This is a genomic window from Marinovum sp. 2_MG-2023 (genome assembly GCF_030548265.1).
Lineage (GTDB): Bacteria > Pseudomonadota > Alphaproteobacteria > Rhodobacterales > Rhodobacteraceae > Marinovum.
The window spans coordinates 1-2,753 of sequence record NZ_JAUOSD010000064.1; the positions used below are offsets into that span (position 1 = coordinate 1).

Consider the following 2,753-nt stretch of genomic DNA (forward strand, 5'->3'; position numbering starts at 1 on the left):
TCTCTGCCTGTTCTCATCGGGGCAGAGTGTGACACTTCTACTTTGCAGATGTGGGACACTTTAACTTTGCGGGTACACATTGAAGCCGGATAAGATTTGTTATGTAAAACAATGATCAAGACAAGCGGGTGTCTCGTCTTGATCTTTCATCAAACAAACTCAAACGTGATGTCGCCCTGCGCCAGCACAACCCCTTCGAGCACCACGCTGTCGCTGCCATAGCTGACCGTGGTGTCTGTACCGTCGTCCGTCACGGTGACGGTGGTGCCTGCGGCGAAGCGCAAGACATCCTCGGCGGCGAGGAAATCGGTGATCTGGTCCGCGCCATCCCCGGCGATAAAGACAAAGGTGTCGGGACCTGCGCCACCGGTCATGCTGTCGTTGCCAGTGCCGCCGGTCAGGTCGTCCGCACCCGCGCCGCCAATCAGCCGGTCGTTGCCGCCTGCGCCCTCAAGCGTGTCGTCGCCGTTGTTGCCCTTTAGCACATTACGAAATTGGTTGCCGGTGATCGCGTCGTCAAAGACCGTGCCGCGAATGACCTCAAGCGAGGTCAGAACATCCCCCGCCGCTGCGCCGCTGTTTGCCACCTGGTCAGAAAGGTTCAGCACCATCCCCTGACCAGAGGATGAATAGTCGGCGAGGTCGAATCCGTCGCCCCCGCGCATGTCATCTGCACCCGCGCCGCCAATCAGGGTGTCATTACCATAGCTGCCAAACAGTGTATCCGCGCCGTCGCCCCCTTTGAGCAGATCGCTGCCCTCCCAGGCTTCAAGCCGGTCATGACCAGCACCGCCGAGCATGACGTCATCACCAGCTCCGGACAGCAGATGGTCATTCCCTGCGCCGCCAAACAGCGTGTCATCGCCCAGTTGACCTATGACGGTGTCGTTGCCGGTGCCGCCCATGGCCCGGTCATCGCCCTGGCTGGCATTGATCCGATCATTTCCGGCCTCACCAAAAATGCGATCATCGCCCTCTGCGCCCCGGACGGTATCCCGACCGTCGCCAGCAAAAATAGTGTCATCCCCTGGGCCCTGGCCCCGAATAAAATCATCGCCGCCAAACCCATAGTAGAGAGATGCGTTTTGGTTGAGGGTTGGACGGTCGCTTCCATCAGTACCCTCGTCATATCGCGCACCTTGGTAATAAGTCACCAAGTAGTCACCCGTTTCCGCGCCTGATGTGCTGGTCACGCGAATGAACGCCTCGTTGCCATTCTGAGCAGATGTGAATTGGTATATCTTTTTGGTTGCGCTGATCTGGGTGGCAAAATAGCTGGAGGTCGGCAGCGGCGTTCCTGAGGCATCAACAATTTCGATCAACGGGTCTCCCAGCGGATCCGCGCCAGTCCCTTCAACCTCAACAATCCAAACACGCCCTCCAACGATACCGAAATTCACCCAATCTTCATCACCAACCACATCGACCGAACCAAGGATTGTTTGTGTGCCGTTTGATGCTCCGTCGGCGAGCTTTGATAGTTCATAGGATGTGCTGCTGTCCGCAGCTGCGTCTGTGGTTTCCGTCACTGTATTTTGCGGGGGGAAAGGGTTTAAAAGAGCCATTGGGTCGCTTCTTGATATCAATTGATTTCTGTGTACTGCTTTCCCCCAAGGATTGCATTAGGGAATTTAATTGATGGCAAATATTAGCCTGGGCGGTACTAACGACACAGTCACAACAGCGACATCGCCAGCTTCCACCAATGGAAACGATACTATTTCAGTCGGCGGCGGAGATGATTCAGTCTTGGCCGGTGGAGGCAGCGATATCGTTCATGGCGGCACTGGCGATGACACGCTGTTTGGTGAAGGCGGGAATGACTCACTCACTGGCGGTGGGGGTGAGGACAGCCTTGTTGCAGGTACTGGGAACGACACAGTCCACGCCGGTAATGATAACGATACGGTATTTGGAAACGGTGGCAATGATTTAATCACCGGAGGAAACGGGGACGACTCGATCCAAGGCGGCTTGCACAACGATACAATATCGGGTGACGGGGGCAGTGACACCATTCTTGGAAATGATGGGAACGATGTGCTCTTTGGAGGTGCTGGCTTCGAGCATATCTCCGGCAATGAGGGCAACGACCTCGTCCACGGCGGGAATGAGGCGGACTTTGTTTTTGGCGACGACGGAAGCGATGCCGTAACTGGTGGAGCAGGCAATGACTATATCGAGACAAATGCCGATTTTGACCGATATGCCAGTGGAGGAACCGGTTGGGACTACATCGCCTTTGCGAATTTGGTGGAAGTCAGCAATTCGGATCTGCAAGACGATTACGCAATCGTCGATGCATCCAACGCCGCGATTGCAACCACAGCAGACAATGCATTTGGATACAGTGGCGCTGAAGGGGGGGTGGGCAACGATATTCTGCGCGGCGCGGGCCTGGTTGGCTTCCTTGACGGCGGTGAAGGAAACGACATCATTGATGCCACGATTGCGCACTCCCACAGTGAGTATGTGGCCGTCGATCTTCCTGACCGCCAAGCAGCAATTTATCTGTTTGGCGGCAGTGGCCACGACATCATTTTTGGCGGTGCCAGAAACAATACCTTTTTTGGTGAACAGAGCATCGACAAGTCACAGTTTGTCACAGACTGGGAGGGGCAGTGGGACCACGCGAACGGCTCAAAACTCCTAGGCAACTGGGGAACCACCGGCAGTGGGATTGCCAAGTTGTTGTTCTTGGATTTTAAAGTTCTGATGTTCGGTCGATCACGTCACCATTTCGGCGGTGTAGT

At 55.5% G+C, this 2,753-nt stretch carries 2 protein-coding genes; one reads left to right on the forward strand and one right to left on the reverse strand.

Annotated elements, in window-relative coordinates; translation table 11 throughout:
• Positions 1-149 precede the first annotated feature (149 nt).
• A complete protein-coding gene (locus Q4577_RS23570; protein ID WP_303473353.1) occupies positions 150-1,529 on the reverse strand; it encodes a calcium-binding protein in 1,380 nt (459 codons plus the stop codon).
• A gap of 109 nt (positions 1,530-1,638) precedes the next feature.
• On the opposite strand from Q4577_RS23570, the gene Q4577_RS23575 reads away from it, so the two are divergent.
• Positions 1,639-2,753: calcium-binding protein (locus Q4577_RS23575; protein WP_303473351.1), on the forward strand; the 1,115-nt coding region annotated here is incomplete at its 3' end.